Source organism: Bifidobacterium samirii, from assembly GCF_003952945.1.
GTDB lineage: Bacteria > Actinomycetota > Actinomycetes > Actinomycetales > Bifidobacteriaceae > Bifidobacterium > Bifidobacterium samirii.
Genome location: NZ_QXGK01000035.1, coordinates 1 through 2,605, shown reverse-complemented (window position 1 = coordinate 2,605; position 2,605 = coordinate 1). Strand labels below are relative to the sequence as shown.

The 2,605-nt window shown below is 65.9% G+C and carries 2 protein-coding genes; both read right to left on the bottom strand.

The window, feature by feature from the left end; all coding sequences use genetic code 11:
- Positions 1–252 precede the first annotated feature (252 nt).
- Positions 253–1,158 carry a zinc metalloprotease HtpX gene (gene htpX / locus D2E24_RS10170; protein ID WP_125969206.1) on the bottom strand — a complete coding sequence of 302 codons (906 nt, stop codon included), beginning with the start codon at positions 1,156–1,158 and terminating at the stop codon, positions 253–255.
- 78 nt (positions 1,159–1,236) lie between these two features.
- Positions 1,237–2,460: a serine hydrolase gene (locus tag D2E24_RS10165; RefSeq protein ID WP_125969205.1), complete on the bottom strand. Its 1,224-nt coding sequence runs from the start codon at positions 2,458–2,460 to the stop codon at positions 1,237–1,239.
- Positions 2,461–2,605: the final 145 nt, after the last annotated feature.

Genomic DNA, 2,605 nt, shown 5'->3' with positions numbered 1-2,605 from the left:
GAACCCCGTGCCGTGAGGCAGCGAAGAGTTAACTTACACGACCCGCCCCGACCACGCAACCCCGGGCCACACGGACAGCCACGGAAGCGTTGCAAACACTGGCATCCATCGGCGTGTCGAAAACACGGGAAACACGACCAAACACAACCGGATACGAGAAGAGGGACCCCATCAGGAGTCCCTCCATAAACAGATTGCGCCGATACGCATCAGTCGATGCCGGTCACGGGAACCGCCACCGACCCGAAACGATCAGTAGAGGCTCACGGCGCGCATCTCCTGGGCCATGCCCATCAGGCGGGCGATGCGCTGTTCGGTCGGCGGATGGGTGGAGAACAGACGGGACATCCCCTCGGCGCTGAACGGATTAGCGATCATCATCGCGGCGACCGACTGCGTGCCGGCGGTCATCGGCATCGGCTCGCTCTGCGCACCATACGAGATCTTCCGCAGCGCCGACGCAAGCGCCTCCGGATCGCCGGTCAGTCGGCTGCCATCCTCGTCGGCGTCGTATTCGCGGGTACGGGAGATCGCCATCTGGATCAGCGACGCGGCGATCGGGGCGAGGATCATGCACAGCAGCGCGCCGATCGCGCCGACGGAATCGCCGTCACGATCGTCGTCGCGGCGCCCACCGGCGTACATCAGCGAATATCCCAGGTAGGTGATGACGGTCGCCATCGCGGACGCGACGGCGGAGGTGAGGATGTCGCGATTGTAGACGTGCATGAGCTCGTGGCCGAGTACGCCGCGGATCTCACGTTCGTTGAGCATCCGCAGGATGCCCTCGGTGCAGCACACCGCCGCATGACGTTCGTTGCGGCCGGTCGCGAACGCGTTGGGACTCATCGTGGGCGCGACGTAGATGCGCGGCATCGGTTTGCCGGCTCGGGCGCTCAGCTCGCGCACGATACGGTAGAGAGTCGGCGCCTCCGCTTCGGAGACCTCGCGGGCGCGCATCGATGCGATGGCGAGCTTGTCGGAGAACCAGTACGATCCGAACGTGGTGGCCAGACCGATGATGATGTAGATGCCGAGCACCGCGCGCTGCGCGCCGGTCGCCGCCCAGATGAGCATGATGACGCCCCACATCAGCGCGAACAACAGCGTCGTCTTCAGGCCATTGCAATGGCCGTGCACCTGCATTTTGCCATTCATGACCCACACACTAAATTCACTGTCTGGAGATTCGCTGGACATTTGCTCGGGGCGGAACCGGGAGCGTCGGACGACGAGTCAGGCGGCCATCGACTCGGCGTGGATCGAATCGAGCAGAGTGATCAGGTCGGTCAGCAGACCGTATTCGCCGCAGGCGTCGGTCATCACGGCCAGGATGTAGTCGCCGGACGCGCTGCGCACGATGCCGGCATCATTCAGCGCGTACAATCCGCCCTCGCCGTTGATCCATCCGGCCTTCGTGTAGACCGTCGTGCCGGAAGTCGCGGCGGCGGCGCCATCGGCAGCGGCGGACGCATCGGATCCATCGTCGCCGCCGACGAGCGCCATGTGGATGCTGGAGTTGAGCGTATTCGAGAACGCGTCGGCGAGCCACGCACGACCGGACTCGGCACCGTCCGACGCGGAGGCGACGACGGCGGCATCGGAGGAACCGTCGGCAGACTCATCAGCGGCATCGGCGTCGTCGGCGAACAGGTAGCCATAGCCCATCGTCCACAGGCGGGCCATGTCGATCGCGGAGATGTCGAGATATTCGGCACCGGCGATCGGGGCCGTCACCGAAGATTCGGCGGCCCACTGCTCGATCGCATCCGACCAGTACGTTTCGAACAGCGTCGCGTATGCGTCGTTGTCGGACACGGTGACGGTCGCCTCGACCAGCTGACGCACGTAGTCGTCCTCGTAGGTCGCGGCGGCGACGGCGGCATCGGCGTCGATCGTGCCGCTCGCCGCCAACGACAGCACGAACGGCCCCTTGATCGCGGACGCCGAATAACGGGCCGTACCGCCGTCGATGCTGATCGCCGCACCCGTGGTCACGTCGACCAGCGCCACCGACGCGCCGTACCCGTACGACGCGAACGTATCCAATTCGGCCTGCAACGCGGCCAGCGACTCGTCCGGCAGGTCGAAACCGACGGTCGACACCGCCGCCGCCCCGCCCAGATCGTCCAACGCGGCCAGCGACGTATCGACCGGCGATGCGGCGGACGCGTCCGCGACCGCGGATTCGTCATCGGATTGCGCGGCGGCCGTCGCAGTCGACGAACCGTCCGCGGACGACGCGGCTGGCGCCTCGGCCGCACCGGCCGCGGCCGACGATGCGCCGTCATCGAATGACGGCCACACGACGCCGTACGTCAGCGTCGCTGCGGCCACGCATGCGAGCGCCAGCACCAGCGCGGTGACGGCGGTGACTCGGCGGCGCGCCAATTGCGCGGCGGCGTCGGAGACGGTGCGCACCGTCTCGCGGATGCGCTGATGATGGTCGTGTATCGACATGCCCACTACCGTTGCAAGCTAGGGTGTGTTTACTCTAATCTGGTTTTGGTGGTGTCCTTGAGGTAGATGGCAATGAGGACGAGCATGAGGTTGGACAGGAAGGTCTCGTCGAGCCTGTCGTACCGGGTGGCGGCCTTGCGGTACT

Bases quoted from the DNA above. Each gene is read 5' to 3' on its own strand.
- htpX (WP_125969206.1), bottom strand. From the start codon at position 1,158: ATGAATGGCAAAATGCAGGTGCACGGCCATTGCAATGGCCTGAAGACG.
- D2E24_RS10165 (WP_125969205.1), bottom strand. From the start codon at position 2,460: ATGTCGATACACGACCATCATCAGCGCATCCGCGAGACGGTGCGCACC.